We start from the raw sequence: 24,664 nt of genomic DNA, 5'->3' as shown, positions 1-24,664 counted from the left end.
GCCCCCCACCAGCGACGATCCGGGGCGCCCGAGCGGCCCCGGCGGAGGAACCCATGGTCTTCAAGCGCCTGCTCGCGGCCGTCGGCATCGGCGGCCCCGGCATCGACACCGTCATTCCCCGGCCGAACGTCCGCCCCGGGGAGAAGGTCCAGGGCCACATCGACCTGGAGGGCGGGGAGGTCGAGTCCGACATCGAGCGGATCGACCTGGCGCTGCGCGCCCGCGCCGAATTCGAGCGCGGGGACACCGAAGGCAGCACGCAGGTGCTGTTCCACCAGGTGACGGTGGCCGGCGCGTTCCGGCTCGCGCCCGGGGAGCGGAAGCGCATCCCGTTCACCTACCCGCTCACCCTGCAGGCCCCGCTGACCGCGGCCGGCGGGCAGCGGCTCCCCGGTGCCGGCCTGGGGCTGAGCACCGACGTCTCGATCGGCGGCGCCGTGGACAAGGGCGACCTGGACCCGCTGGAGGTGCACCCGCTGCCCGCCCAGGAGCGGGTGCTGGAGGCGGCGGCCCGGCTCGGCTTCCGCCTGGTCAAGACCGACATCGAACAGGGCCGGCTGGCCGGGACCCGCCAGGAGTTCCCGCTCTACCAGGAGTTCGAGTACCGCGCCTCGCCGCAGTTCGCCGACCGGATGCGCGAGCTGGAGGTCTCCTTCGTCGCCGACGCCCAGGGCACCGAGGTGGTCCTGGAGGCGGACAAGCGCGGCGGCCTGCTCACCGAGTCCCAGGACCGCTTCGCCCGGTTCCGCGTCCCGCACGACCACGACGGGACCGACCTCGCCCCGGTGCTGGCCCAGCAGATCGACCACATGGTCCGCCGCCGCGGCGGCCTGATGGGCGACCTCTTCGGCTGACCCGCCCGGTCCGGGGCCGGTCACTCCGAGGGCTGCGGGACCTCCAACTCGGGGCACTCCACGGTCGGGTTCACCCCGAAGTAGTTGAGCGGACCGGCGGCGATGGTGATCAGCGTGCTGCCCACCGTGGCGCAGTTCGCCTCCGAGGTGCTGAGGTAACCGCGCTGGAAGGCCGCCGCCACACCGATGAGCAGCCAGAGTGCGATGAGGATGGGGAGGATGATCCGTCCGCGCATGTGCGCCTCCCAGGGCGAAGAGGGACCGCTGCGCTGCGGTGCGGCGGCGCGGGTGCCGCTCCCGCCGCCGCACCGGATTCGTGCCCTCTGAGCGGAAGGCGAACCCCGCCCGGCCCGGGGCGGGACGCCCGCCCGCACCGGAGGTCCGCCCCTGACCGGCGGGAACACCTGTCGGCCCCGGCCGGGATCGACCGCCCGTGCAGGGGCGGAGGAGGCCGGCGGGGCGGCCCGCCCACCGCTTCCACCGCCCGGTGGCCTGCGGGGGCCGTCCCGGCCCTCCGCCGGAGCGGGAGCGGATCCGGGCCGCGTCGGCCCCTCTCGCCCGGGGCCCGGCGAGCGGCCTCAGAGGCTGTCGGGTGTCCGGTGGGTCACCGGGTGGGGCCGCCTCGCGCTCCTCCGCCCGTCCGCGGTGCGGCCGGCCCGCGCCGAAGGCGCACACCGCCCGTCCTCGCCGGTCTCGGTGTCGCGGGGCACCGGAGCCCTCTGACGCCCCCCGCGACACCAACGATCAACGAGGGGGTGGTGCGGTGCGCCGCCCGCCGCGGCCCACCCCCGCGAAGCCTCCCCGCAGCGGCCGCGGCGGCGCCGGGCCCCGGCCCGTGCCCGAACACCCCGGGCGACCGCTCGCATACCCGGCACTCAGAGGTAGAGGCCGAACCCGTGCCGGGCCGCGTCCGGGTCGGGGAGGTCGGACGGGACGTCCGCCGGGGTGAGTTCGCGGAGCAGGTCGGTGTCGTCCGCGCCGGGGCCGGCGGCGATCCGGGCCGCCTGGGCGCGGGCGGCCCGCTCGAACAGCGCTCCGGCCAGCCGCGCGTTGCGCAGCGCCGCGGAGCGCCGCCGCGTCCGCAGCACCCCGCGCACCGCCTCCGCGGTGCCCGGGGAGAGCCGGAACCCCGCCTCGTGCGCCCGCTCGGCGAAGACCTCGGCCAGCTCGTCCTCGGACAGGTCGGGGAAGTGCAGCCGCCGGGTGAACAGGGCGTCCAGCTCGGGGCGGGCGGCCAGCAGGCCGGGCAGCTCCTCGACCGGCCCGGCGGCGATCACCAGCAGGTCGTGCCGGTGCGCCCCGACCTGCCGGACCAGCGCCTGCACCGCCTCGTCCGCGGCGGTGTCGGTACCCGGCCGGGCGAACACCCGGTGCGCCTCCTCCACCAGCAGCACCCCGCCCGCGGCCGCGCGCACCGCGGTCTCCACCAGGGCGGCGCTCTGCCCCGGGAACGCGCCCACCAGGTCGTCCCGGCCGGCCCGCACCAGGTGCCCCGAGGAGAGCAGGCCGCGCCGCCCGCAGACCGCGCCGGCCAGCTCGGCGACGGTGCCCCGGCCGGTCCCCGGCCCGCCCAGGAAGACCATGTGGTCCACTGCCCCGGAGGCGGTGATCCCGGCGGCCCGCCGGGCCTCCTCCACCCGGGCGCGGGCGTCCAGCCCGCGCAGCTCCCGCTTGGCCTGCGCGGCGCCGGCCAGCCGGTCGGCGCGGGTCAGCGGGTCGGACGGCGGCACCGGGCCGACCCTGGCCCCCGCCGACACCGGGACGTCGGCGGGCAGCAGCTCGCGCAGCTCCTCCGGGGAGCGGTCGCGCCCGTCGGTGATCCGCTCCGCCTGCAGCGCGGTGGCCCGCTCCAGCAGGTTGCGGACCAGCCGGGCGTTGCCGAACGCCTCGTCCCGGGGGGCGGCCTGGAGCAGCCGGCGGACCCGCGCCGCCGTCCCCTCGGCCAGGGTGAACCCGGCCTCGGCGGCCATCGCGGCGAAGATGTCGCCCAGCTCGCGGTCGGTGTAGTCGGGGAAGCCCAGGTGGCGGGGGAACCGGGAGGCCACCCCGGGGTTGGAGGCCAGGAAGCGGGCCATCTCCTTCTGGTAGCCGGCCACGACCACCACCAGGTCGTCCCGGTGGTCCTCCATCAGCTTGAGCAGGGTGGCCACCGCCTCCGGGCCGAAGTCGTTGCCGGAGTCGGACTGGGTGAGGGTGTAGGCCTCGTCGATGAAGAGCACCCCGCCCAGGGCGCTCTTCACCGCCTTCTCCACCTTGGGCGCGGTCTGCCCGATGTACTCGGCGACCAGGTCGGCGCGGCCGGTCTCCACCAGGTGCCCGGAGGAGAGCAGGCCCAGGTCGGCGTAGATCTCGCCGAGCATCCGGGCCACCGTGGTCTTGGCGGTGCCGGGGCTGCCCATGAACACCATGTGCCGGGCCGGGGCGGCCACCGGGACGCCCGCCTCGGCGCGCATCCGCTCCGCCCGTGCCTCGGCGGCGTACAGCCGGACCTCGCGCTTCACCGACTCCAGCCCGACCAGGGCGTCCAGCGCGGCCATCGGGTCCTCGGGGCGCTCCGCGGAGCCGCCCGGCGCGCCGATCGACGGCGCGCGCAGCCCGGCGGTGTCCGGGACGTCCTCCTCCAGCAGGGCGCGCAGCCCGTCGCCGTCCGCGCCGTCCGCGGTGACCCGCCGCGCCTGCCGGGCCGCGGCCCGGTCGAACAGGGCGCGCGCGGTGCGGGCGCCGCCGAAGCCCGGCCCGCGCGAGGTGCGGCGGAGCACCCGGCCGGCCTTGGCCACGGCGGCCGGGTCGGGTGCGAAGCCCTCCCGCTCCGCGGTGCGCGCGAAGACGTCGGTGAGCTCCGCGGCGGTGTGGTCGGCGAATTCCAGCCGGCGCGGCACCCGGGCGGCCAGCCGCGGGTTCCCGGCGAAGAACCGGGCGAGGTTCTCCCCGGTGTCGGCGAAGACCACGACCAGGTCGCCGCGGTGCTCGTCCATCAGCGAGACCAGCGTGGAGACGGCGTCGTGGCCGAGGGCGCGGGCCGAGTCGGTCTCGGTCAGCGCGGCGGCGCCCTCGATCAGCAGCACCCCGCCGAGCGCCCCCTTGACCACCTGGTTCACCCGGGAGGCGACCTGGACCGCGTAGTCGGCGAGCAGGTCGGCCCGGTGCGTCTCCACGACGTGCCCGGAGTGGAGCAGCCCGTGCTCGGCGTAGATGCGGCCGAGGAGGCCGGCCACCGTCGACTTGCCGCTGCCGGGCCCGCCGGCGAACGCGAAGTGCCGGCCGGCGGGGCTCACGGAGAGGCCGGCCCGGGCGCGGGCCCGCTCGGCGCGGGCCTCGGCGTCGACCGCGTGCACCTCCCGCTTCACCTCGGCCAGCCCGACCAGGGCGTCCAGTTCGTCCAGCGGGGCGGCCTCCGCGGTCTCGCCGTTCCCGGCGGTCCGCTCCGCGCCCTCGTCGGCGTCGGCCGCGGCGTCGGCGGCGCCGCCCCCGGTGCCGCGGTCGGCCAGCCCGTCCACCGCCACCCGCCGGGCGGGCGGCGCGCAGTACCGGCGCAGGTCCATCTGGAAGCCGAAGACCGGCAGCGGGGTGCCGCCCTTCGGCTTGCGCAGCACGTCGTCGTCGCTGGAGGCGAGCGCGACGGCGCACCGGGTGCCCAGGTCCAGCCAGGTCCGGCAGGTGTCGGCCTCGCCGGCGACCACCCCCTCCCACAGCCAGATGCGCGCCTTCTGCTGCCACTCGCCCAGGTCGAAGGAGCCGGAGGTGGCGGAGTACCGGTTGGACGCCCTGCGGTAGCCGCCCGCCCCCAGGACCTCGGTGGCCACCGGGGGGATCCCGGGCAGCTCCATGCCGTGCGCCATGGAGACCAGGACCTCGGTGATCGGCGGGACGTCGTGCGCGACCGCGCCGAGCCGCTCGTGCGCGGCCAGGAACTTCGGGAAGGCCCAGCCGAGCAGCCGGTGCGGCTCGGCGAACTCGGTCATCTCGGGGAAGTGCCTGCCGTTCAGCCAGCGGCCCCAGGCCCGGCGGAGCTCGTAGGGGGAGGCGGTGAGGTCGAACTCGTGCGCCTCGGGGTCGGCGGCGCGCTCGCGGAGCAGCTCCTGCATCGCCGTGCGGCGGCTCTCCCACGGCGCGATCCCGGCGGCGGCGTCCAGGATCTCGCCGAGCACGGTGAACATGACCTCCCGGTCCTCGGCGCCCCGGGCCACCTCGATGAGCCCGTACCCCGGCGGCAGCCGCAGGTCGTCGAAGATCCACCGCACCGGGTCGGTGCTCGGCGAGGCGTTGGTCAGGTGCTTCTCGACCAGCAGCGACGGCAGGCAGGAGTGGCTGCCGGCGTTGACCCGCAGCGCGCCGGAGATCACCACCAGGTGGTCGAGGACCTCGTAGACCAGCCGCCGGCGGCGCGCCCGCGCGTCCCCGGCGGGGGCGCCGGGCGGGAACACCAGCCCCCGGCCGTCCTCGATCACCATGGTGAGCAGCTCGGAGATCTCCTCGACCAGCCCGTCCGGCACGCGCCACGGGCCGTGCTCGTAGACGTCCAGCACGGGCTCGTCGGTCAGCAGCGGTTCCAAGTGCTCGGGCAGGCGGATCACCGTCAAGGCGGCTCCTTCGCGAAGAGGGGAGGGGGGTGGGCCGCCGGGGCGGCCCGCGTGCTGTGAGGATATGCCCCGGATGTGACGGTGGCGGAAGTGAATTCCGCCGCCTGTGGACGACCCCCGCTCCGCGCCCCTCCGGAGACCGGGGGCGCCCGCGCCGCAGCCCGGTCCGGCCGGTCTCCCGGCAGGGCCGGGTGGGGACCCCGGAGCGGGGGCGCCGTACCGGTCCGGCCGCAGGCGGCGGAGGCGCTGGACGGTCCGGCCGTGGCCGGAGGGGTGGACGTGCCCGCCGCGGTGCGCCCCCTCCCGGGCGCCCCGGTCCAGGGCGGCGAGGAGCGCGGCGCCGGGCTCCGGCTCCGCCTTCGGCACGGTGAACCCGGGCAGCGGCGCGGAGGCGAACGCGGTGTCCGCGGCGGGCACCGCGATCAGGCCGGTGACGGCCTCCGGGGAGGCCGCGCGGACCTGGAAGGCGCGCCGCAGCCCGGCCGTGCCCGCGCCGCCCGGCCATCGCCACCCGCACGGCCCCGGCGCCGCGCACGCCGCCGGGGTGCTCGCCCGGCCCTGCGCACCGAGTTCACCGCGGTGCTCGCCGCCGACCCGCGCTCCCGGTTCGAGCGCGAGCCCACCGTGGTCCTGGACGGCATCGCCGCGGGCCCGGCCCCGGACCGAGGGCCCGAGGACCGCGGACTCCGGGACGGCTCACCGGGACGGGCGCCGCCCCGCCGTCCTCGGCAAGGAAAAGGAAGAAGCCGGCCCAGTGGCCTGGACCGGCGGGGCGGGGCCCGGGGCGCTCGCACCGTTCCGCTCGGAGGGCGGCGGACTCCGTCTCCGCCGGCCGCCCCGGGCCGCTTGCGCCAAGGGGAAGGGGCGGCCCGGAAACGGGCCGATGGCGGGGCCCGGGGCGGCCGTGCGCTCTGATCGGGGGCGGCGGAGCACTCCCCTCCGGCCGCCCGCCGGGCGGGGGCGGCCCTGGAGCGGCGAGCGGCGGGGCGGCGGAGGCCGGCCGCCCCCGTGCGGCCTTCCCCGGGACGTGCGGGGCGGACCGGCGGCGGGGACCGGGCGCCCTCGGTCCGAGCCCCCGCCGCAGGCCGTCACTCGGAGAGGTACTGGGTGATGCGGATCTGGTTGCCGAACGGGTCGCGCACGGCCATGTCGCGGCCGTAGGGGCGGGTGGTCGGCTCCTCGGTGATCTCGACGCCGGCCTTCCTCAGCCGCTCGTGCTCGGCGTCCACGTCGTCGCTCTCCAGGATCATCCAGCTGGTGGTGCCGAGCTCGGTGAGCTCGCGCAGCCGCTCAGCGGTCTCCGCGCTCCCGGTGGCCGTGGTGTCGCCGATGCGCTGCAGCAGCACCATGCGCTTGGGCGCGCTGGGCAGCGCGACGGTCAGCCAGCGCATGTTCCCGAGGTCGGCGTCGGTGTCGACCGCGAACCCGAGGCGCTTGACGTAGAACTCCAGGGCGGCGTCCTGGTCGGTGACGTACATGGGCGTGATGGCGATGTCCTTGAGCATGCCCGAAGTCTAGGAAGATCGAACGTGAGTTCGCTTCTCCGATACGACCATCCGCGTTTCGCCCGCGCCGGGGCGCATCCGGACAGGCCCGCCCGGGCGGGGCGCTACCGCGGCCGGGCCGCCTCGCGGGCGAAGCACGCGGGGATCCCGGGCAGCGGCCCCCGGGCCCGGTGCCGCGTCGGCGTCTCGCCGACCATGCGGACGAACCGCCGGGTGAACGTGCCCAGGCTCTCGTAGCCGACCGCGCGGGCGATGTCGGTGACGCTGAGGCCGGTCGAGCGCAGCAGGCGGCAGGCGCGCTCGACGCGCCGGCGGCAGAGGTAGGCGTGCGGGGACTCGCCGAACGCCGCGCGGAAGGAGCGCCGCAGGTGCGTGGGGGAGGCCAGCCCGACCCGCGCCAGCCGGGCGCTGTCCCAGGAGCCGGCGAAGTCCCGGTCCAGGGCGTCCTTGACCCGCAGCATGCGGCGCGTCGTCGATTCGCTCATCCCCGTGGCCATGCGGCCAGGCTACGGCCGACCTGCGACATCGGCCCGGGGACGCCGCTCCGGAGCGGCGTCCCGGAGGCGGGACCGGCCGGGCGGCGGGCGGTCCCGCCCGCTTCCGGCCGCCCCGCGCCCCGGTCCCGCCCGGCCGGCGCGGGGCACGGCCCGCCGTCCTCGCGGCCCCGGGCGCGCAGGCCGGGCGCGCCCGGAGCACCGGAGGAGAGGGGAGCGGCGGACGCCGGGGCTCCCGCCGCCAGCCTGGAGCCGCCATGGGGAAGCGGCCCCCCAGGCCGCCGCCGGCCCGCCTCCCCGGCCCTGCGCCCGGCCCGCGCCGAGGCGGCCCCGGCCGGAGCCGGCGGGCCCGCGCCCGGGACCGGGCGGCCGACCTCCACCGGCGCTCCGGCCCCGGCCGCCCCTACCTCTGACCGGCCCAGACGCCGGTCTCCGCGGTGCGCCGGACCCAGTCCGCGAAGTCCGCGGCCGGGCGGCCCAGCGCCTGGCGCACCCCGTCGGCGGGGCCCGCGGTGATGCCGCCGCGGTGGATCGCGAACATCGCGTCCAGGATGCCGACCACCGGCTCCGGGAAGCCCAGGCCGCTCAGCTCGGCGCGGTACTCCTCGGGGGAGAGCTCGGTGAACCGGACCGGCCGCCCCGTCGCCTCGCCGATGATCCGGGCGGCGTCGGCGAAGGTCAGGTCCTCCGGTCCGGACAGCTCGTAGACCCGGCCCGCGTGCCCGTCCTCGGTGAGCGCGGCCACGGCCACCGCCGCCACGTCCTCGGTGTCCACGAACGGCTCGGGGACGTCGCCGATCGGCAGCGCCAGCCGGCCCGCGAGCACCGGATCCAGCCACAGGTCCTCGGTGAAGTTCTGGAAGAAGTTGTTCGGCCGGAGGATCGTCCACTCCGCCCCGGACTCCCGGACCGCCGCCTCGGCGGCGGCCATCCCCGCGCCGAAGCCGGCGCCGGGGTCGACCTTGTCCATCCCCCGGCCGGACAGCACCACGAACCGGCGCACCCCGGCCGCCGCGGCCTCGGCCACGAACGGCTTCACCGGCTCCGTCTCCTCCGGCGCCACCAGGTACACCGCGGACACCCCGGCCACCGCCGGGCCCCAGGTGCCCGGGTCGGTCCAGTCGAACACCGTCTCGCTCCGCCGCGACGCCGCGCGGACCGGAACCCCGGCCTCGGTCAGCCGCCGGACCACCCGCCGCCCGGTCTTCCCGGTCGCCCCGAGCACCAGGACCCCGCCGCTCCGTACCGCTTCGCTCTGCGTGTTCTTCCCGTTCTCGTCCATGGCCCCGAGTCAACCGGGAACCGCCCGCCGCGGACATGGCCGACCGTCCGGGGTGCATAGGCGAGGGTGCGCATCCGCGGCGCCGCGCCGGGCGGCCGCAGGGCCCGGACGGTCAGCGGGGCACCGAGGTCCGGCCGAGCCGGACGCCGCCGGGGTTCGCCGGGGGAGCGTCGGCGCGCTCCGCTGCGGCGGCCACGATCTCCCCGGCCCAGCAGAGCTCGTGCGGAACTCACGCGGACACCTCCCGGTGGAGGCGGGGCCAGAAGCCGGCCTGGGACCAGGCGGTGAAGCGGCGGTGCGCGGTCGCGGGGCCGGAAAGGCGACCGGTTCCGCCCGCTCCGCTCGCCGCCCGGACGCCGGGGTGATGCCGCACACCCGGCCGGGTGCCGGGGCGGGCGGTCGGCCCGCGGCGCCGGGGGTGCGGCGCGGTGTGGTCCACGCGGCCCGCCCCTGTGCTTCGGTTCATGTTCCCACCAGGGACTTCTCCGGCGCCCGCCGTCCGTTACGGGTGTTTCGTGCGCCGGTGTCAGGCCGAGCCCCGACCCTCCCCGGCGCCGCTCTCTCCCATCGGACCTCCCGGCCGCCCTCCGCGGCCGGGCACACCCGCGTTCCCGCGAAGGAGGGCATGATGCCCATCGCTCTGTGGGCGCTCACCCTGGGCGCCTTCGGTATCGGCACGACCGAGTTCGTCATCATGGGCCTGCTGCCCGAAGTCGCGGGAGACCTCGGCGTCTCCATCCCCACCGCGGGCCACCTCATCTCCGGCTACGCCGCCGGCGTGGTGGTCGGCGCGCCGCTGCTCGCCATCGCCGGGTCCCGGCTGCCGCGCCGGACCGTGCTGATCGCCCTGCTCGCGCTCTTCACCGCCGCCAACGCCGTCTCCGCGGTGGCCCCCGGCTACGAGGCGCTGCTCGGCGCCCGGGTGCTGGCCGGCCTGCCGCACGGGGCCTTCCTCGGCATCGGCTCCGTCGTCGCCGCGGACATGGTCGCCGGGCACCGGCGCGGCCAGGCGGTCGCCCGGGTGCTGCTCGGCCTGACCCTGGCCAACGTCGTCGGGGTGCCGCTGGGCGCCCTGATGGGGCAGCAGATCGGCTGGCGCTGGGCGTTCGCCGCGGTCGCGGTGGTCGGCGCCGCCTCCCTGGTGGCGCTCCGGCTCGCCCTCCCCGAGCAGCCCCGCCCCGCGCCGATCCCGGTCCGCGCCGAGCTCCGCGTGTTCCGCCGCCCCCAGGTGCTGCTCGCGTTCGCCGTGGTGGTGTTCGGCTTCGGCGGCAGCTTCGCGGCCTACAGCTACATCAGCCCGATGCTGACCGAGGTCACCGGCTTCCAGGGGGCGAGCGTCACCCTGGTGCTGGCGCTGTACGGCGCCGGCATGACGGTGGGCGCCATCGCCGGCGGCCGCCTCGCGGACCGCGCCCCGATGCCCACGCTGTGGCTGTTCACCGGCGCGCTCACGGTGCTGCTCGCGCTGTTCACCGTGACCGTGGCGAGCCCGGTCCTGGCCCCGGCCACCTTCTTCCTGATCGGCGCGACCGGCTTCATCGCGGTCACCAGCCTGCAGACGATGATCCTGGACCGGGCCCGCGAGGCGCCCGGCCTCGCCGCGGCCGGCATCCACTCCGCCTTCAACATCGCCAACGCGATGGGCGCCACCCTCGGCGGCGCCGCCATCGCGGCCGGCCTCGGCCCCGCCTCGCCCAGCATGGTCGGCGCCCTCCTCTCCGCGGCCGGCCTCGGCCTCGCCCTCCTGATGGGCCTCCCCGCCCGGCGCCCCGCCCCCGCCGCGGTCACCGAGGCGGAAGCGATTCTGGAAACCCCGGACCCGGCCCTGGAACCGGCCCGCGCCTGACCGCGCCCCGGAGCTCACCGACGCCGGTGCCCGAGGCCGGACGGTCTCTTCCGAAGTGCTGACATGAACGCCGGAATCCGGCCGCGGAGCGAAGAGCGATGAATTCACGACGGGGCCGGATCCGGCCAGTTGCACGTGTTTCCCCCTAGGTTGCGCAGGTGACGGCTGGGGAATCGGTGTAGTTGATAGGCAAGATCGCACTTTCCGGCTTTTGTTTGCCTTGTGAAATATGAAATTTCCTTTGGTGTCGATTTGATCCCGGTGGCGAAGAGTGTGAGGGGTGGGGGGAACGGTTTTCCGGGCGGTGCGCCGGTTCTCATGGGGGGCGGTTTCCGTGGCATCGAGGAGATCGATGTCGGAGATGAGGCCTGGTCCTTTGCCCCTTTCGCGGGCGAAGAAGGGGGTCGCGAGGTGGCCGGCCTGATCCACGGGGAAGGCGCCAAGTCCCTCATGGGCACGGGTGGTGCTTGAATCGAAGGATGTGGCTGATCTTGAGTATGGAAGTCAGATCCGTGACTTTGAAAAGTATGCCAACGACGAGCTCGATGTTCCCTAGGAGATCGTTGTTGGGCCGGGCGGTGGAACGAAGATCCCTCAATCCGGTGGGTTGGCCGATGCCATCGCGGCAGGAAGAACCATCATCACTCCTTTGGGCAAACTATGACGACACTCGATCCGTTGAAGTCGGAGATCGTCTTCGACCGCTCTCTGGTACCAGGCGGGGGCGGAGCGGTGCTCTTCCGGCTCCAGAAGCTGCTGGAGGAAGCCGCCCCGGAATGGTCGGCCTCGCTGACCACGTGGAGCCCTCGGAAGCAGGAGCGGCGCCCCATCGCGGGCTCGGGTGAGGCCGGGGACCTGGCGGAGGTGGTCGGGGAGGCGGTCAGATGGGCGGGGAGGGACCGCCGGTCGGGCAGTGTCGAGGTGCGCGGAGCGACCCGGGAGCTCATCCTCGTCGTTTCCGTCGATGACCACCCCGCGAAGCGGATGCGCGCCGGTGAAGTGCGGCTGGACAACTCCGCCACCCTCACCGCCCCTGCCCGGAGGGTCGCCGGGCGGCCTAGAAGCGAGTGGATGCGGGCCTTTTTCGAGCGTGCGTGCGCCGGCACCGATCCGGTCTGGGGTGCCGTGTACACCCGGGGCGAGTACTACGCCAGGGTGATGGCGGACGGGGGTGTCCACCGCGCCGTCGGACGCGACTTCGGCAGGTACCTTCCCGGGCTCTTCCCGGTCAACTGCTTCGGAGAGGTCTACCGGGAGCTGATCGGGGACCGGGCCCTGGCGGAGGCCGGGGGAGTGCCTGCGGGGACCACCAGGATCGTCGAGGTCGCCTCGGAACCGGACGACTGGGACGCACCAGCGGCGCTCGAAGCCCGGCGGCGGGCGCTGGCGGTGCTCGGGGCCGAGCACTTCTTCGACAAGGCCGCACCGGAGGCCCCCGGGCGCGCACCCGACTGGGGGGTCTGACCGGCGTCCACCCCTGTGCGCAGCGAACGGTGGAGCCGCAGAGGTCTGCGTGGTTCCGGCTCACTGTCGGCCCTCTGGGGTTTTTCGGGGTGTTTGTTGGTTTTCCACGTGGGCAGGGTGATGCACGACAGCAGTGCGGGAGGCCGCCGCGGAGTCTCCCGGTGCTGCGGCAGCCTGGCGCATTGCGCAGCCCGGCCGCCGAGCCGCCCTCACCCGGCAGGGGAGGGACGGCGGGAACGGCGGCCGAGGCGCTTCCAGGCGAGAAGGACAGGTGAGCGGCGGTAGGGCGTCCTGCCCCACCGCTGCCGCGCACTGCCGTGAAGGAGGCGAACTGAACACCATGAATGCTGCAATGACCGGTATCCAGGACCGCTACCCGACACGCATCGTCGCCGAGACCCGGCCCGAGCCGATCGAGCGGACCGAACCGGCCGTGTGGCCCGGAACGGCGCAGGGGCCGGCCACCCCCGAGGAGCTCCGCGCCCACGAGGAGAACGGCTTCCACATCACCCGGGGCCTGCTCAGCGACGAAGAGGTCCGCTCCTTCCGCGAGGAGCTGACCGCCCTGACCCGCGACGCGGGGGTGAGGGCCGACGAGCGCACCGTCGTGGAGAAGGAGTCGGAGGAGGTCCGGTCCGTCTTCGAGGCGCACAAGATCAGCGAGCGGGTCGAGAAGCTGGTCCGCGACCCCAAGGTGCTGGACCACGCCCGGCAGATCCTCGGCTCCGACGTCTACGTGCACCAGAGCCGGATCAACTACATGCCCGGCTTCCGGGGCAAGGGGTTCTACTGGCACTCCGACTTCGAGACCTGGCACGCCGAGGACGGCATGCCGGGCATGCGATGCGTGAGCCTGTCGGTGGCGCTGACCGAGAACCTCCCGTACAACGGCGGCCTGATGCTGATGCCCGGCGCGCACCGGACCTTCGTCCCGTGCCTGGGCGGCACCCCGGAGGACAACTACAAGTCCTCGCTGAAGGAGCAGCGGATCGGCGTCCCCGCCGAGGACGACATCGCGCTCCTCGCCGAACGGCACGGGATCGAGCAGTTCACCGGCCCCGCCGGGTCGGCGCTGTGGTTCGACTGCAACAGCATGCACGGCTCGGGCAGCAACATCACGCCCTTCCCGCGCTCGAACGTCTTCATCGTGTTCAACAGCGTGGAGAACACCCTGGCGGAGCCGTTCGCCGCCGAACGGCGCCGCCCCGGGTTCGTCGCGTCCCGGGACTTCACCCCGGCCCACTACTGATCGGCGAGCCGATCGGGGAGTGAACCACCCGGCCGGGCCGGCGCGGCGCCGCCCCGGCCGGCCCGGTGCTACAGGTGCGCCTTGATGAACTGGGACATGATCTGCTTGGCCGCGGCACCGGTGACCCGGTCGCCGAAGTCCTGCCGGGACCCCTCGGCCTTGCGCGCCGCGAGCACCGCCTTGGACGTGTCCGGCCCGTAGTCCCCGTCGATCCCGCTCTCCCCGACCGAGTGGCCGCCCTTCTCCAGCAGCTCCTGGAGGAACTTGACCCGCTCCCCGCTGTCGCCTTCGCGCAGTCCGACCATGTCGTCCTCCAAACTCCCGCTACCGGGCGGCTTGCTGAACGTTCCGTTCCTGACCAGGGCGTAGGCCTTGTCCCCGGGGCACGAGGTGGAGATGAAGTCCCGGTGCCCCTTGACGGTCCCGGACACCCCCTTCTCCATCAGCCAGGCGCGCAGCTGCCGAACCGCCTCGATCTGCGCGGACGTGGGATCCTCCGACGGCCCGCCGGCCAGCGTGCACGAGTAGTGGGTGGTGTTGCCCCCGGGCTGCGCGGCCTGGGTCTTCTTCAGCCCGCGCCCCTCGAACACGTATCCGTGCGGACAGGCGAAGAAGGAGTTCCCGGTGAAGTGGACCGTCCCCGCGCGCCGGGCCAGCCAGGTGCCGTCCGGCGTGGTCGGGCACCAGACGCGCCCCTCGTAGGGCTCCCGGGTGACGGTGGACGCCGAGCCCCGGGGGGCGAACCGGGACTGCCGGTGCAGTTCGACCCTCCACGTTCCGCGCTCCGCGGGGGAGGCGGGGCGGACCCGGTGCAGCGAGGTCGCGCACCCGGCCAGGACCGCGGCGAACTGGAAGGCCTCGGCCGCCGCCCGGCTCGCCCGGTGGACCGCCGGCGGCCCGCCGCGGAGACCGTCCTCCGCCGACAGGGACACCTCGATGAACAGCGCGAGCTGCGCCCGGGTGAGGGCGCGGAGGAAACCGTGCCCCGCCGCCCCGCCGCGCGTGTGCTCCAGCAGGACGCGCTCGGCGCCGGGGGAGAGGACGAACTCCGCGAGCCCGCCGCTGCGCTCTTCCCGCCAGCGGGGGGCGGCGCCCGGATCCCCTCCGGGGCGGGGCGACGGGGTGCAGGGCGGTCCGAAGAGGCCGTGCAGGGCGGCTCGGATCCGAGCCGTACCGCCGGGGTCCCTCTCCTCCGACCGGCGGAGCGCCGCCTCCGCCACGGGGGTCCCGCCGCTCAGCCACGCCACCAGTTCGACCAGGTCATCGGAGTATTTCGGGGCGCCGGGCAGGTCGGAGCAGGGCGCCCCCAGCGGTACCCGGTCGCCGCGGCCGAGCGACTCGGTGGTCGCCCAGCAGCGCTCCGGGGCGGAGCGGGCGCCGCCGCCCCACCGCTCCACCGGCCAGCGGTGCCCCGGGGTGGTCAGGGAGGAGTGGCCGCTCCCCTCCATCCGGACCAGCTCCCGGTGCATCGCGGGGAAGACGTTCACCGCCAGCAGCGGCCGCCACCGGGACAGCCCGGTGGCGTGGTCGAGGGTCAGGACCAGGTCGCCTTCGGAGATCTCGGCGAACCCGCGCCAGCCGTTCTCGGTCAGGATCTCGGTCTCTTCGTCGACGCAGTACCCGATGTCCACCCAGCCCCGGGACGGGCCGGTGTGGAAGTCGCGGGTGTTGTTCCAGTAGGTCGTGCACGCCGAGTGCGCCTTCTCGCCGAGCCGGGTCTCCGAGGAGTCGTAGTGGATGACCAGGCCCTTCGTCGGGTTGGCACCGGAGGCCGGGGACGGCCCCCACCCGAGGTCGGACCGGGACACGTATTTCTTCGGTCGCGGCATGACACCTCCCGTGATCGCAAAATAACCCGGTGCGACGCTTCTGGGGAGGGAGTTCGCGGAATTAACCCGCGAATTCACCATCCCGCCGGTTCGCGGTACAGAGTCCCCCGAGCGATTCGCCCGGTTCGGTGTACTTCGGAATGCGGCGGGAAAAGGACGCTCGGAGACAGGTGCACCACCGGGCCCCGACGCATCAGCGGCCCCGGTGGTTGTCATCGCGGCCGACTCCGGCCTGCGGGCGCTGCGGCGGTCCGGAGAGCGCTACGGTTGAACCGGCCCGCCACAGCGCGGGGCCGCCCGGCGACCCCCCAGCCGGAGCGGGGCCGGTCGGCGAGCGGGGCCGGCCGTCCCCGCATCAATCCCCTGGGGGGCGCCTGGGTGCACGGCGGAGCGGTGTCCACCGGTCCGGGCCGGGCACCCCTTTTTCTTTTTCTCCCCTTTCCACCCGCGTATCTCCGTGCGCCGGATCCGCCGACCGGGCCGCCCCGTTCCCGTGCGCGCCCCCCTTTTCTCCTATTCAAGGGCGGCACGGCCGACCCGGAAGGGGCGACGAAAGTCGCGGGCCCGGTACCGACGGAGGTCCCGGAGCGGCCGCCGGGACCTCCTTCCGGCCATGCCCGGGATCGGCTCTATGGCCGATGAGAAAGGCGCCGGGGCGTCCTTAGTGTTCTCGCGGAGCCGGCCGGGGCAGTGCCGGCCCGGCTCCGTCCAGACCCCCGCCCCGGCATTGGAAGTCCTGATACCCATGCTCCGAACCACCCTGGCCGGCCTGCGCCTGTACAAGGCCAGACTCGCCACCACGGTCCTGGCCATCGCCCTGGGCACCATGTTCGTCACCGGAACGCTGGTCTTCAGCGGCACCCTCAAGGAGGCGTTCAGCGCCCAGGTGATGGGCTCGGCCGACGACTACGCCGCCATCGCCCGGGTGGAGGCCCCCGTCGGCACGGAGGCGCCCCTCCTCACCGGGGACGACCTGGAAGCGGTCCGCGCGCTGGACGAGACCGCGGGGGCCGCCGGCATCACCAAGGGCGCCGCGCCGCTGCTGGACGAGGAGGGGCGCGCGGTGGGGTCGATGCCCACCGCCGCGCTCTCGGTCGGCGAGGGGACCCGGTACACCGCCGCCGAGGGGCGGCTGCCGGAGGGCTCCGGCGAGGTCGCGCTCTCCACCTCCTCGGCCGAGACGACCGGATACGGCATCGGCGACACCGTCACCGTGCTGGACTCCGGCGGAGAGAGGCACGGCTTCACCGTCACCGGACTGGTCGACTTCGGCACCGACGCCGAGCTGGCCTACCGCGGCGCCGTGGCGTTCGACCAGGCCACCACCGAGCGGATGACCGGCGTCGAGGGCTTCGTCGAGATCGACGCGACCGGGGCCGAGGGGGTCCCGGACCGGCGGGTCGCCCGAGCCGTGGAGGATGCGGTGGGCGGCACGGCCGAGGTGCGGACCGGCCGGGCCACCGGCGAGCTGATGGCCGCGTCCGCCGGAGCCCAGGCGAAGGTGGTCGGCACCGGCCTGCTGCTGTTCGCACTGGTCTCGGTCTTCGTCGCCGGGATCGTCATCTACAACACCTTCGCCATCCTGTTCGCCCAGCGCCGCCGGGAGACGGCCCTGCTGCGCTGCGTCGGCGCCGGCCGCGGCCAGGTTCTGCGCGGCCTGCTGCTGGAGGCCCTCGCCATCGGCCTGGTCTCCTCCGCGCTGGGCGTCGCCGCCGGTATCGGCCTGGGGTGGGCCGGCTTCGAGGCGGGCGGCGAGTCGTTCGGCGTCCCCGGGTCGGTCGGCCTGGTGGTCGGCGCGGCGCCGGTCGCGGCGGGGATGGCCGCCGGGGTCGGGATGACGCTGGTCGCCGCCGTCGCCCCGGCGCTGCGGGCGATCCGGGTGCCGCCGCTGGCGGCGCTGCGCGACGGCGCCACCGCCCAGGGGCTCGGCCGGGGGTCGGCGCGGTGGCGCGTCGCCGCGGCCGCCGCGACCGGCCTGGCCGCGGCCGGGCTGCTGTGGGCCGCCGACGGGCAGAGCGAGCCGACCACCGCCATGGCGGTCGCCGCCGCGGCCGGGATGACCGCCTTCCTCGGGGTCGCCGCCGTCGCGCCGCTGGTGGTGCGCGGGGTGGTCGCCGTGCTCTTCCCGCTGATGAGCCGGACCGGGGTGCCGGGCATGCTCGCCGCGGACAACGCCCGGCGCAGCCCCAGGCGCGCCGCCACCGCGATGCTCGCGCTGACCGTCGGCGCCGCGCTGATCACCGGGTACGCGGTGCTGAACGCCTCGATGCAGAAGACCCTCACCCACAAGCTGGAGCGGAAGTTCCCGGTGGACTACACCGTCAGCGCCCCCTACGACGACGAGGACGCGGTGGTGCCGGCCCGGGTGGTGCGGGAGCTGCGTTCCGCGCCGGAGGTGGAGGCGGCCTTCGAGAAGCGCTCCGCCCCGGCCGGTCCGGACGGCGGCGAGGCCGTCGCCTACTTCGGCGCCGTGCTCGGCGAGGACGTCGGCGCCGAGGAGGAGGCCGGGGACCTGGCCGACGTCGCCCCGGGCCGGGTCGCGGTCTCCGAGGGCGCCGCGCAGGGCGCCGGGGTCGGCGAGACCCTCGAACTGGAGGCGGAGGACGGCGAGCGGACCTACCAGGTCGCCGCGGTGCTCCCGGAGGACCAGGGCATGAACGGCGTGACGATGGTGCCGGCCGACTTCGAGGAGGCCTTCCCCGGGGCGCGCGAACCCGAGTCGGTGCAGCTGCGCGGGGCCGGCGGCGCGAGCGAAGCGGAACTGCGCGACGCCGTCTACGACGCGGTCGCCGACGACCCGCTGCTCCAGGTCATCTCCAGCACCGAGATGAAGAACCAGTTCGAGGACGCGATGCGGACCGCGTTCCTGGTGATCACCGCGATGCTCGGGCTGGCGGTGGTGATCGCGGTGTTCGGCGTGGCCAACACCCTGACGCTGTCGGTGCTGGAGCGCACCCGCGAGTCGGCGCTGCTGCGCGCGCTCGGGCTGAGCCGCGGGCAGCTGCGCCGGATGCTCGCCGCCGAGGCGGTGCTGCTCTGCCTGATCGGCGCGGGCACCGGCATCGGCCTGGGCGTGCTGTTCGGCTGGGCCGCGGGCCGGGCCGCCCAGCCCGGCATGCTGTTCGCCCTGCCGGCCGGCCAGGTCGCCGGGTTCATCGCGGTGGCCGCGGCGGCGGGCCTGCTCGCCTCGGTCCTGCCCGCCCGGCGCGCCGCCGGGGCGTCGATCGCCGGCGTCCTCGCCGCCGAGTGAGGAACGGGAAGGGAAATGGAAACGGCCCGCCCGCCCCTTCCGCGCGGGTGGTGCCGTCTTCTGGTGAAGGGGGCGCGAATCGCTCCTTGAAGGGGCCGGACGCGCTGGTGGCCGCAGTGCAGGTACCGGTCTGCAACGAGGACCCCGAGGCGCCCCGGGCCGGCGGCGCCGGCCCGGGGCGCCTCGGGGGTCAGCCGCGCGCCCGCCGGGCCCCCGGGGTGCGGCCGCGCAGGGCGGCCGCGCCCCGGGCGGCGAGCACCGCGGCGCACGCAGCGGTCAGCACCGACGCGAACAGGACCGCGGTCGGGGCGGTGTAGCCGGCCTGCAGCCAGGTCGCGTCCCGGCCCTGGGCGGCCAGGGAGAGCAGCCGGTGCACGCCCGGCCCGGCGGCGGCCGCCGCGGCCAGGGGCAGGCAGCGGGCGGCCGCGGTCCACCGCCGGCCCCGCCGCTCCGCCCAGCGCGGTGCCCGCAGCACCCCGCGGACGCCGAGCGCCACCGCGGCCGCCGCGGCCCCGATGAACAGCACGTCCACCCAGAACAGCGCGGTGTCGCCGGACCCGCCCGGCTCGCCCCCCTCCGCCAGCGCGGTGAGCCCCGCGATGAGCGCCGAGGCGTCGCCGCGGCCCAGCCCGGTGTCGGCCATGACCGCGATGCCGATCCCGCTCTCCGGCAGCAGGCGCTGCTCGGCGGTGAAGGTGAACTCGATCCCGCCGTGCCCGACGTACCCGGTGCCCGCCGGGGTCGTCCCGGTGGTCCAGCCCAGGCCGGTGCGGCCGTCGGGGGCGGACGCGCGGTGCGTCTCGGCGATCCCCTCCGCGGAGAGGATCCGCTCCCCGCCGGGGAGCGCGCCCCCGGCGTTCTGCGCGATGAGCCAGGCGGCCATGTCGTCGGCGGTGGTGACGACGCCGGCCGCGCCGTTGAAGAACCCGTCCGGTTCCGGGACCGCGATCGGGGTGCCGAGCACGGCGATGTGCCCCCGGGCCACCCCGGCGCCGGCCAGGTCGCCGCTGCCCCCGACGGTGGTGCTGCCGTCCATGCCCAGCGGTTCGAAGACGCGCTCCCGCAGGTAGGCGTCGAACGGCCGGCCGCTCACCGACTCCACCAGCCGCGCCGCCACGTGGTAGTTGGGGTTGGTGTAGTGCCACTCGGTGCCGGGGTCGGCGACGAGCACCGCCTTCTCCAGCCGGGCCACGGCCTCCTCCAGGTCGGCGGGCTGCGGCTCGCTCTTCTCCTGGAAGCCCCGGTCCGACATGCCGGAGCTCTGGTCGAGCAGCTGCCGCACGGTGATCCGGTCGCTGCGCGGGTCGGCGGTGTCGAACTCCGGCAGCTGCTCGCGGACGGGGCGGTCCAGGTCCACCTTCCCCTCCTCGGCGAGCTGCATCACCGCCAGCGCGGTGAACGCCTTGCTGACCGAGGCGACCCCCATCGGGGTGTCGGCCGCCATCGGCTCCCCGGCGGAGGTCTCCCCGTAGCCGGCGGCGCGCACCACCTCGGTGCCCCGGGTGACGGCGACGGCCACCCCCCTCACCGCGGAGGAGTCCAGATGCTCCCGCACGTAGGCGTCGACCGCCTCCGCCGTCAGCCCGTCCGCCGCGGTCGGCGCGGACTGCGCCGCCGCGGGGCCGCCCGCGGCCAGCAGGACCACCGCAGTGCAGGCCGCCGCCCGCCGCACCCATCGCATCCCCGCACCCACCGCGCCGCTCCCTTCCCGTGCCGTCCAGGTCACTGGAACCGTAGGAGCCCGGCCCGGCCCGGCACCCGGCCCGAAAGTCGGCGCCCACCCCTGACTTCCGTCGTATTCCTCCACCGGGCCCGGCCGCGCGCCGCTTCCGGCCGCGCCCGGGGTGTTCCCAAGCGGCGGACCGGCTGGCATGATGCCGGGGTCCATCGCCCGGGTTCCCGGCGGAACCCCTGACAACGGAGGCGCCGTGGTCGATGCACTGCGGAAGGGCGACCCGAGCAGGATGGGCCCCTACCGGCTGGAGGGGCGGCTTGGCGGGGGAGGGATGGGGGAGGTGTTCCTGGGCCGCTCGCCGGGCGGGCGGCCGGTGGCGGTCAAAGCGGTCCGCCCGGAGCTGGCCGGGGACACCGGGTTCCGGAGGCGCTTCGCCACCGAGGTGGAGGCGGCCCGCCAGGTGGGCGGGTTCTACACCGCCCAGGTGGTCGACGCCGATCCCGGCGGCGACCCGCCGTGGCTGGCCACCGCCTACATCCCGGGCCCTTCGCTGCAGGAGGCGGTGGAGGCGTACGGGCCGCTGCCGGTCGCCGCGGTGGCCGCGCTCGGGGCCGGCCTGGCGGAGGGGCTCGCCGCGGTGCACGCCGGACGCCTGGTGCACCGGGACGTCAAACCGGCCAACGTGATCCTGGCCGAGGACGGTCCGCGGCTGATCGACTTCGGCATCGCCCGCGCGCTGGACGGCGCGTCCCAGACCCGGACCCGCACGGTGATCGGGACCGCCGGGTTCATGTCGCCGGAGCAGGCCCGCGGGCGGGAGGTGGGGCCGGCCTCCGACGTGTTCTCCCTGGGGTGCGTGCTGGCCTTCGCCGCCACCGGGCGCAGCCCGTTCGGCACCGGGCTGCCCGACGCGGTGGCCTACCGGATCGTGCACGAGAAGCCCGACCTGTCCGGTGTCCCCGGCGGGCTGTCCGGCCTGCTCTCCTCCTGCCTGGCGAAGAAGCCCGGCCGCCGCCCCGGCCTGGACGAGGTGCTGCGCCGGCTCACCCCGCCGCCCGGGAAGGCCCCGGCGCACGCCGGCGGGAGGTGGCTGCCGGCCGAGATCACCGAGGTCATCGAGGAGCGGAAGACGCGCGTCCTGCCCCCGGAGCGGAGCTCCGCCGCCGGGGCGCGGAAGAGCGGAACCGGGAAGGCGGAGGAGACCGGGAAGGGGGCGGGGGGCGGCGGCTCCTCCGGTTCCGGGGGCCCCTCCGGGGAGTGGGGCTTCTACCTCGCCGCCGCGGGGATGATCGTCGCCGGGCTGTACCTCTCCTCCTCGCCGTTCGCCCTGTTCGTGAGCGAGTGGCTGAACGACGGCACCGAGGAGATCGCGGAGGACGACTGCATGGCCTTCGCCGGCGACTCGGTCATCCCGGTGGAAGTCCCGTGCTTCTCCGCCGCGGCGCAGTACACCGTGGCCGCTCTGCGGCCGCCGGCGACCGAATCGCCGGAATCCGAGCCCCTCTTCGAGACCCCGCCGGTGCCGGCGGACGCCTGTGCGGAGGTGGCCGGCTGGAGCACCGGCGCGGACCTGGCCGTGGAGATCGGCGGTGAGATCGTCTGCCTGGTCGGCAAGGAGGGGTGAGCCCGGTCCCGCCTCCGATGATCTTGGCGTTGCGGCCCCGTCGGAGCGCTCCGACGGGGCCGCAACGCCAAGATCATCGCCCTGGAAGCCGGGCCGGGCTCAGAGCGCCGCGATCTTGTCCAGCAGTACCGCCCGCTGGCGCTCGTTGCCGGTGAGCTCGGCGGCGCGGTGCAGCTCCTCGCGGGCCTCGTCGCTGCGGCCCAGGCGGGCCAGGAGTTCGCCGCGCACGCTCGGCAGCAGGTGGGAGCCGCGGAGCCGGGCGGCGTCCACCCGCTCGTCGACGATGCGCAGCGCCGCCGCCGGGCCCAGCGCCATCGACACCGCGACCGCCCGGTTCAGCGTGACGACCGGGTTCCGGGTCAGCCGCTCCAGCGCCTCGTACAGGGTGACGATCCGGTCCCAGTCGGTCTCCTCGGTGCTGCCCGCCCGGGCGTGGCAGGCGGCGATCGCGGCCTGCAGGGCGTAGGGGCCCCGGCCGTGGCCCGCCGCGTCCGAGCGGGCGAGCGCGGCGAGCCCGCGGGTGACCTGCCCCCGGTCCCACCGGCTCCGGTCCTGGTCGGCGAGGAGGACGGGGGCGCCCCCGGGGCCGGTCCGGGCGGCGAACCGGGAGGCCTGCAGCTCCATCAGCGCGACCAGGCCGTGCACCTCGGGCTCCCGGGGGACCAGGGCGGCGAGCATCCGGCCGAGCCGCAGCGCCTCCGAGGACAGGTCGGCGCGGAACCACCGGTCCCCGGAGGTCGCGGCGTAGCCCTCGGTGAAGACCAGGTAGACGACGGAGAGCACGCCGGCCAGCCGGCCGGCCCACTCGTCCGGGTCGGGCACCCGGAACGGGACCCGGGCCGCGGTGAGCGTCTTCTTGGCCCGCACGATCCGCTGCTGCATGGTCGGCACCGGGACGAGGAACATCCGGGCGATCTCCTCGCTGGTCAGACCGCCGACCACGCGCAGGGTGAGCGCGACCTGCGCCTCCCGGGAGAGCACCGGTGGCAGGCGGTGAAGACGAGCTTGAGCACGTCGTCGCCGATCGGCTCCCACTCCTCCTCGGGAGCGGACTCCAGGTCGCGCCCCATCACCCGGTACCGCTCGTCGAGGCGCTCCCGGCGGCGCCGGCCGTCGATCGCGCGGCGCTTGGCCACCGAGGTGAGCCAGGCGCCCGCGTTGCGCGGGACGCCCGACTCCGGCCACTGCCGCAGCGCCTCGGCGAGCGCGTCCTGGGCGAGGTCCTCGGCCAGGCCGACGTCGCCGACCATGCGCGCGACGGTCGCGACGACCTTCGCGCCCTCGATCCGCCAGACCGCCTCGACGGTCCGGTGCGCCTCGGAAGCGGCGTCCGTGTCCCGGCTCATTCGGTACCGAGCTCCTCGCGCCAGCCCTTCTCCTTCTCCACGTACTCGTTGCCGGAGAACTCCTCGAAGTCGGCCTCCTCGTGGACCCGGCGCACCTCCATCTTGCTGCCGGGGCCGAGCGGGGCGCGCTTGGCCCACTCCACGGCCTCCTCCTTGCCGGAGACCTGGATCAGCCAGAAGCCGTTGAACAGCTCGTGCGTCTCGCCGTACGGGCCGTCGGTGACGATGGGGTCCTCGGCGGAGAAGTCGACCACCGCCCCCTCCTCGGCCTCGGCGAGGCCCTCCCCGCCGATCATGACGCCGGCGTTCATCATCGCCTCGTTGTAGGCGCCCATCGCGTTGATGATCTCCTCGAAGGGGACCTGCTTCGACGCCTCGGCGGCCTCGTCGCTGTCGCGCATGATGAGCATGAACTTCATGGTGGCGCTCCCGTCCGGATCGGCGCCGCGGATCGGCGCCTCTCACTAAGGACGTCGAACGGCGCGCGGACGGATCGACACCGCGGCGGAAATTTTTTTTCCGCCCCGCTCCGGACCCGGCCGGCGGGCCGGGCGGGGGCGGCCGCCGCCCCTGGCACCGGCCCCGCCGGTGCCGCCGGAGCGCTTCCGCGCGGTCGCGGAGCGGAGCGGATTGCTAAGCAGAGTTGAGCCTGACGCGAGACCTGGTTGCTGAAATGTGACGGTCCTGCGAGCGGATGAGCACCGGGGGGAGCCATCAGCGGCGTGAACGTTCGCGGCCTGCGATTACCTCGGGATGCGGTGGTCGGGCTCTGCTGGGGTCCGGCGCGTACGATATGGGGAGTTCGTCATGCGATTCACACTTCTTGGATCGGTCGAGGCGATCGGCGGCGGGGGGATCTGCACGCCCCCCGCGCCGAAGGTGCGCCAGGTGCTGGCGCTGCTGCTGGTGCGGGTCAACCGGCTGGTGCGGGTGGAGGCCCTGATCGAGGAGCTGTGGCGGGAGGCGCCGCCCAAGAGCGCGATGACCACCGCGCAGACCTACATCTACCACCTGCGCAAGATGATCGAGCGCGAGGGGCTGGCCGAGCGGGGCGAGCAGGTGCTGCAGACGCAGTCCTTCGGCTACGCGCTGAGGGTGGCCCCGGAGGCGGTGGACGTGGTGGAGTTCGAGCGGCTGGCCTCCCGGGGCCGGGCCGAGCTGGGGGCGGGCCGGCCGGAGGCCGCGGCGGCGGCGCTGGGTCGGGCGCTGGAGCTGTGGACGGGTCCGCCGCTGGGCAATGTGGCGTGCGGGCCGCTGCTGAGCACCTACGCCTTGCAGTTGGAGGAGCAGCGGTTGCGGGTGCTGCAGCTGCGGATCGAGGCGGAGCTGCAGTTGGGGCGGGAGCGGGAGCTGGTGGGCGAGCTGCGGCGGCTGGTGGCGGAGAACCCGCTGAACGAGTGGTTCAACGGCCAGTTGATCCGGGTGCTGCACGATGTGGGCCGGCGCAACGAGGCTTTGCAGACCTATCAGCGGCTGCGGGTGCTGCTGAGCGAGGAGACGGGGCTGAGTCCGTCGGTGGAGCTGCAGCGGATCCATCAGGGGTTGCTGGAGGAGGACCGGGTACTCCCCTGACCCGCACCGGAGCGATCGGTGCGGGGCCGCAGGAGGTGCCGGGAGCGCGGTTCCGCATGAGCGGCATGCCGGGCGCCGGCCGCCACCCCCCTCC

General features: G+C 75.4%; 16 protein-coding genes and 1 pseudogene. 8 read left to right on the top strand and 9 right to left on the bottom strand.

Annotated features, from left to right (window positions below):
- Positions 1–53 precede the first annotated feature (53 nt).
- Positions 54–854, top strand: coding sequence for a sporulation protein (locus J0910_RS00980; RefSeq protein ID WP_420156615.1), 801 nt, complete (start codon positions 54–56; stop codon positions 852–854).
- Positions 855–874: 20 nt separating this feature from the next.
- On the opposite strand, the gene J0910_RS00975 is transcribed toward J0910_RS00980, so the two are convergent.
- From J0910_RS00975 to J0910_RS00955, 5 genes are all read right to left on the bottom strand, one after another.
- Positions 875–1,090 carry a hypothetical protein gene (locus J0910_RS00975; RefSeq protein WP_420156614.1) on the bottom strand — a complete coding sequence of 72 codons (216 nt, stop codon included), beginning with the start codon at positions 1,088–1,090 and terminating at the stop codon, positions 875–877.
- A gap of 639 nt (positions 1,091–1,729) precedes the next feature.
- A complete protein-coding gene (locus J0910_RS00970; protein ID WP_420161854.1) occupies positions 1,730–5,428 on the bottom strand; it encodes an AAA family ATPase in 3,699 nt (1,232 codons plus the stop codon).
- A gap of 1,094 nt (positions 5,429–6,522) precedes the next feature.
- Complete coding sequence (locus J0910_RS00965) at positions 6,523–6,939, bottom strand: VOC family protein (protein ID WP_420156613.1); 417 nt, start codon at positions 6,937–6,939, stop codon at positions 6,523–6,525.
- A 104-nt stretch (positions 6,940–7,043) separates the two neighbouring features.
- A complete protein-coding gene (locus J0910_RS00960; protein ID WP_420156612.1) occupies positions 7,044–7,436 on the bottom strand; it encodes a helix-turn-helix transcriptional regulator in 393 nt (130 codons plus the stop codon).
- A 400-nt stretch (positions 7,437–7,836) separates the two neighbouring features.
- Positions 7,837–8,715, bottom strand: coding sequence for an NmrA family NAD(P)-binding protein (locus J0910_RS00955; RefSeq protein WP_420156611.1), 879 nt, complete (start codon positions 8,713–8,715; stop codon positions 7,837–7,839).
- A gap of 628 nt (positions 8,716–9,343) precedes the next feature.
- Between J0910_RS00955 and J0910_RS00950 the strand changes: the two genes are divergently transcribed.
- The 4 genes from J0910_RS00950 to thpD all read left to right on the top strand — a co-directional run bounded on the left by J0910_RS00950 (position 9,344) and on the right by thpD (position 13,274).
- A complete protein-coding gene (locus J0910_RS00950; RefSeq protein WP_420156610.1) occupies positions 9,344–10,561 on the top strand; it encodes an MFS transporter in 1,218 nt (405 codons plus the stop codon).
- 222 nt (positions 10,562–10,783) lie between these two features.
- The gene (locus J0910_RS00945) at positions 10,784–11,032 is read left to right on the top strand and encodes a hypothetical protein (RefSeq protein WP_420156609.1); all 249 of its coding nucleotides are present in this window, start codon (positions 10,784–10,786) and stop codon (positions 11,030–11,032) included.
- Positions 11,033–11,239: 207 nt separating this feature from the next.
- Positions 11,240–12,025: a hypothetical protein gene (locus J0910_RS00940; RefSeq protein WP_420156608.1), complete on the top strand. Its 786-nt coding sequence runs from the start codon at positions 11,240–11,242 to the stop codon at positions 12,023–12,025.
- 352 nt (positions 12,026–12,377) lie between these two features.
- The gene (gene thpD, locus J0910_RS00935; RefSeq protein ID WP_420156607.1) at positions 12,378–13,274 is read left to right on the top strand and encodes an ectoine hydroxylase; all 897 of its coding nucleotides are present in this window, start codon (positions 12,378–12,380) and stop codon (positions 13,272–13,274) included.
- Between the two features lie 68 nt (positions 13,275–13,342).
- Here thpD and J0910_RS00930 read toward each other — a convergent pair whose 3' ends face one another.
- Positions 13,343–15,103: a hypothetical protein gene (locus J0910_RS00930; protein ID WP_420156606.1), complete on the bottom strand. Its 1,761-nt coding sequence runs from the start codon at positions 15,101–15,103 to the stop codon at positions 13,343–13,345.
- A gap of 745 nt (positions 15,104–15,848) precedes the next feature.
- On the opposite strand from J0910_RS00930, the gene J0910_RS00925 reads away from it, so the two are divergent.
- Positions 15,849–18,353 carry an ABC transporter permease gene (locus J0910_RS00925; RefSeq protein WP_420156605.1) on the top strand — a complete coding sequence of 835 codons (2,505 nt, stop codon included), beginning with the start codon at positions 15,849–15,851 and terminating at the stop codon, positions 18,351–18,353.
- Between the two features lie 190 nt (positions 18,354–18,543).
- On the opposite strand, the gene J0910_RS00920 is transcribed toward J0910_RS00925, so the two are convergent.
- A complete protein-coding gene (locus J0910_RS00920) occupies positions 18,544–20,034 on the bottom strand; it encodes a serine hydrolase domain-containing protein (protein WP_420156604.1) in 1,491 nt (496 codons plus the stop codon).
- A gap of 247 nt (positions 20,035–20,281) precedes the next feature.
- Between J0910_RS00920 and J0910_RS00915 the strand changes: the two genes are divergently transcribed.
- Positions 20,282–21,652: a serine/threonine-protein kinase gene (locus tag J0910_RS00915; RefSeq protein ID WP_420156603.1), complete on the top strand. Its 1,371-nt coding sequence runs from the start codon at positions 20,282–20,284 to the stop codon at positions 21,650–21,652.
- A gap of 99 nt (positions 21,653–21,751) precedes the next feature.
- Here the strand turns inward: J0910_RS00915 and J0910_RS00910 are convergent.
- Both J0910_RS00910 and J0910_RS00905 read right to left on the bottom strand, forming a co-directional pair.
- A pseudogene (locus tag J0910_RS00910) lies at positions 21,752–22,998 on the bottom strand (RNA polymerase sigma factor).
- On the bottom strand, positions 22,995–23,417 hold the full coding sequence (locus tag J0910_RS00905) for a YciI family protein (RefSeq protein WP_420156602.1): 423 nt from the start codon (positions 23,415–23,417) through the stop codon (positions 22,995–22,997). The pseudogene J0910_RS00910 and the gene J0910_RS00905 overlap by 4 nt, the downstream one beginning before the upstream one ends.
- Positions 23,418–23,805: 388 nt before the next feature.
- On the opposite strand from J0910_RS00905, the gene J0910_RS00900 reads away from it, so the two are divergent.
- Positions 23,806–24,570 carry an AfsR/SARP family transcriptional regulator gene (locus tag J0910_RS00900; RefSeq protein ID WP_420156572.1) on the top strand — a complete coding sequence of 255 codons (765 nt, stop codon included), beginning with the start codon at positions 23,806–23,808 and terminating at the stop codon, positions 24,568–24,570.
- Positions 24,571–24,664: the final 94 nt, after the last annotated feature.

Source organism: Nocardiopsis oceanisediminis, from assembly GCF_048595525.1.
GTDB lineage: Bacteria > Actinomycetota > Actinomycetes > Streptosporangiales > Streptosporangiaceae > Nocardiopsis_A > Nocardiopsis_A oceanisediminis.
The sequence above is the reverse complement of the archived record's forward strand: the minus strand, read 5'-3'. Positions and strand labels throughout refer to the sequence as shown.